The 4,286-nt window shown below is 71.7% G+C and carries 1 protein-coding gene; it reads left to right on the top strand.

Features of this window, described 5'->3' with window-relative positions:
* The coding region (locus ACFZAU_RS41705) for a type I polyketide synthase (protein ID WP_500556588.1) at positions 1–4,286 on the top strand (4,286 nt) is incomplete at both ends.

Here is a 4,286-nt window from a genome sequence, read left to right as displayed (position 1 = left end):
CACGTGGACGAGCCGTCCCCGCACGTCGACTGGTCGGAGGGCGCGGTCTCGCTGCTGGCCGAGCAGAGGGACTGGCCGGAGACCGGCCGTCCGCGCCGCGCGGCGGTGTCGTCGTTCGGCTTCAGCGGCACCAACGCCCACGCCATCATCGAGCAGGCCCCCGAACCCGAACCGGTTGAAGCACGGGAGCAGGCCCCGACGGAGGTCCTGCCGTACGTGCTGTCGGCGAAGACCCCGGACGCACTGCGCGACCAGGCGGCACGGCTCCACTCGCACATCGAGGAAGCCGGCGACGTCAGTGCCGCCGTCGCCCTCTCCCTGGCCACCCAGCGCACCGCCTTCGAGCACCGCGCGTCGGTCGTCGCCTCGGACCGGGATGAACTGCTGCGCGGCCTCGCCGCACTGCAGGCCGGGGGACCGGCGCCGTCGGTCACGCGGGACACCGTGAGCAGCGGCAAGTTCGCCTTCCTCTTCACCGGTCAGGGCAGCCAGCGACTCGGCATGGGCCGCGAGCTGTACGCGGCCTATCCGGTGTTCGCGCAGGCGTTGGACGCGGTGGGTGAGCGGCTGGGGTTGGCTGTGCTGTTCGGCGACGAGGCCGAGCTGCTGGATCGTACGGAGTTCGCGCAGCCGGCGTTGTTCGCGATCGAGGTGGCGCTGTTCCGGCTGCTGGAGTCGTGGGGCGTGAAGCCGGACTTCCTCTCCGGCCACTCCATCGGCGAGATCGCCGCCGCGCATGTTGCCGGGGTGCTGTCGCTTGAGGACGCGTGCACGCTGGTCGCGGCTCGCGGGCGGTTGATGCAGGCGCTGCCCACCGGCGGCGTGATGATCGCGGTGCAGGCGTCGGAGGACGAGGTGCTGCCGCTGCTGAACGAGCGTGTGAGCATCGCGGCCGTGAACGGGCCGCAGGCCGTGGTGATCGCGGGTGACGAGGATGCCGCGGTCACGATCGTTGAGGCGTTTGCGGGCCGGAAGTCGAAGCGGCTGGCGGTCAGTCACGCGTTCCACTCGCCGCACATGGACGGGATGCTGGACGCGTTCCGTGAGGTCGTGTCCGGGCTGACGTTCGCGGCGCCGCGCATTCCGGTCGTCTCCAACCTCACCGGTGCCGTGGTCACTGATGAGATGGCCTCCGCCGACTTCTGGGTGCGCCATGTCCGCGATGCCGTGCGCTTCCTCGACGGCGTCCGCGCCCTGGAGGCCGCGGGCGTCACCGCGTACCTCGAACTCGGCCCCGACGGCGTGCTCTCGGCTATGGCGCAGGAGTGCGTGACCGGGGGAGGCGCGGCCTTCGTGCCCGTCCTGCGCTCCGCGCGCCCCGAGGCCGAGACTGTCACCACCGCACTCGCCCAGGCCCACAACCGGGGCATCGCGGTGGACTGGCAGGCGTACTTCGCGCGGATGGGCGCTGAGCCCGTCGACCTGCCCACCTACGCCTTCCAGCGGCAGCGGTACTGGCTGGAGGCGCCCGAGCACGCCGTGACCGGGGACGTGACGTCCGCGGGGCTCGGCGCGACGGACCACCCCATGCTGGGTGCGGCTCTCGCGCTCGCGGACGCCGACGGCCTGGTGTTCACGGGTCGGTTGTCGTTGCGTTCGCATCCGTGGCTGGCCGATCACGTGGTGTTCGGGTCGGTGTTGTTGCCGGGGACGGCGTTCGTGGAGCTGGCTCTGCATGCGGGTGAGCGTGTGGGATGCCCGGGTCTGGCGGAGCTGACGCTTGCGGCGCCTTTGGTTCTGCCGGAGTCCGGTGCGGTTCAGGTGCAGGTGGTGGTCGGGGAGGTCGACGGCTCCGGCGGTCGTCCGGTTGCGGTCTACTCCCGTCCGGATGACGCGGACGTGCCGTGGGTGCGGCATGCCGTGGGTGTGCTGACGGACGACGTCCGGCCGGGCGCGGCCGATCTGTCCGTGTGGCCTCCGTCCGGCGCGAGCGCCGTCGAGGTCGATGCGGCGTACGAGGCATTGGATGCGGCGGGCCTTGTGTACGGCCCGCTGTTCCGGGGGCTGCGTGCGGCGTGGCGGCGTGGCGACGAGCTGTTCGCCGAGGTGGCTGTACCGGAGGAGGCGCAGCGGGACGCGGACACGTTCGGTGTGCATCCGGCGTTGCTGGACGCGGTGTTGCACAGTCTGGCTCTGGGTGGTGTTCTCGCGGGCTCGGATGAGGGCGCGCGGTTGCCGTTCGCGTGGAGTGGTGTGCGGTTGCATGCGGCCGGCGCGTCGTCGGTTCGGGTGCGGGTGGCGTCGGCCGGGGACGGTGCGGTGTCGCTGGAGCTGGCGGACCCGACGGGCGCCCCGGTGGTGTCGGTCGAATCACTCGCGCTGCGCGCGGTCTCGCCCGACCAGATCGACGCCGCGCACGACAACCGACGACAGGATTCACTGTTCGAGCTCGACTGGACGGCGCTGCCTCCCGCGTCGGACACCCGGCAGCAGACAGTGCTGTGGCTCGGAAGCGCGGGACTCGCCGCCCTCGCGGGCGACGGCCAGGCCGTGCCGGAGGCCGTGGTGGTGCCGTTGGACCGGGACGCTTCCGACGACCTGCCGGGTGCGGTGCACGCGGAGTCCGGTCGCGTACTCGGTCTCGTGCAGGAGTGGCTTGAGGACGAGCGGTTCGCCGCGTCGCGGCTGGTGTTCCTGACGCGGGGCGCGGTGGCCGCTGTGCCGGGTGACGAGGTCGCGGATCTCGTGCATGCGCCGGTGTGGGGCCTGGTCCGTTCCGCGCAGTCGGAGAACCCGGGCCGGTTCGGCCTGATCGACCTCGACGGTGAGATCGACGCCGACACCGTCACTGCGGCGTTGCGCTCGGGTGAGCCGGAGGTTGCGGTCAGGGCGGGGACGTTCCTGGTGCCGCGTCTGGTCCGTGCGGTGGCGAAGGCCGGGCCGCTGGTCCTTGAGGGCACGGTGTTGGTGACGGGTGCCAGTGGTGAGCTGGGCGGCTTGTTCGCGCGTCACCTGGTGTCCGAGTACGGGGTGCGGGATCTGCTGCTGGTGAGCCGGCGGGGTGCGGATGCGCCGGGCGCGGCCGAGTTGACCGCTGAGCTGGCGGGGCTGGGTGCGTCGGTGTCGTGGGCGGCGTGCGACGTCGCCGACCGGGATGCGCTGGCCGGGGTGCTGGATGCGATTCCGGCGGAGCGTCCGCTGTCGGCGGTGGTGCACACCGCGGGTGTTCTGGATGACGGTGTGGTCGGGTCGCTGACGGCGGAGCGTCTGTCGGCGGTGCTGCGTCCGAAGGTGGATGCGGCGTGGAATCTGCATGAGCTGACGCGGGACATGGATCTGTCGGCGTTCGTGCTGTTCTCCTCCGCTGCCGGTGTGTTCGGCAACGCGGGTCAGGCGAACTACGCGGCGGCCAACTCCTTCCTGGACGCCCTGGCCGTTCACCGCAGGTCTCAGGGTCTGGCGGCGACGTCGCTGGCCTGGGGCCTGTGGGACGGCGGCATGGCCGGCGTGGCATCACGCTCCGGACGCGGTGCCGTGAACGCCCTTTCCGAGCAGGAGGGCCTGGCCCTCTTCGACACCGCTGCCGCCTCGCCGACGGCCGTACTCGTACCGCTGAAGCTCGACCTGGCGGCCCTGCGCTCCCAGGTTTCGGGCGGCGGGATGCTGCCGCCGCTGCTGAGCGGCCTGGTACGCGTCCCGGCCCGCCGTGCCGCGAAGGCCGGCATCGGGTCCGTGGCCGAGAGCCTGGCCGGACTCCCTGCGGCCGAGCAGGAAGCACACGTCCTGGAGTTGGTGCGCTCCGAGGTCGCGGCGGTACTGGGACACGCGGGTCCGGAGGGCGTGGCGCCGGATCGGTCGTTCCGTGAGCTGGGCTTCGACTCGCTGACCGCCGTCGAGCTGCGCAACCGGCTTGCCGCGGCCATCGGGCAGCGCCTGCCGGCCACCCTGGTCTTCGACTACCCGACCGCCGCGCTTCTCGCGGGGTACGTGCGGGGCGAACTGGTCGGTACGGAAGCCGTGGTGACGGCGGCCGTGCCCGTCGCCCTGCGTGACGATGAGTCGATCGCGATCGTGGGTCTGGGCTGCCGTTACCCGGGTGGGGTGGAGAGTCCGGAGGATCTGTGGCGGCTGGTTCTTGAGGGCCGGGATGCGATTTCCGGGTTCCCGGAGGATCGTGGCTGGGATGTGGAGGCGTTGTTCGACGCCGATCCCGATCAGCAGGGGACGAGTTACGCGCGGGAGGGTGGCTTCGTCCGGGACGCGGGTCACTTCGACCCCGCTTTCTTCGGGATCTCGCCGCGGGAGGCGGTGGCGATGGATCCGCAGCAGCGGTTGCTGCTGGAGAC

Source organism: Streptomyces sp. NPDC008238 (assembly GCF_042956445.1).
GTDB lineage: Bacteria > Actinomycetota > Actinomycetes > Streptomycetales > Streptomycetaceae > Actinacidiphila.
This window is presented reverse-complemented; position numbering and strand designations above follow the sequence as displayed.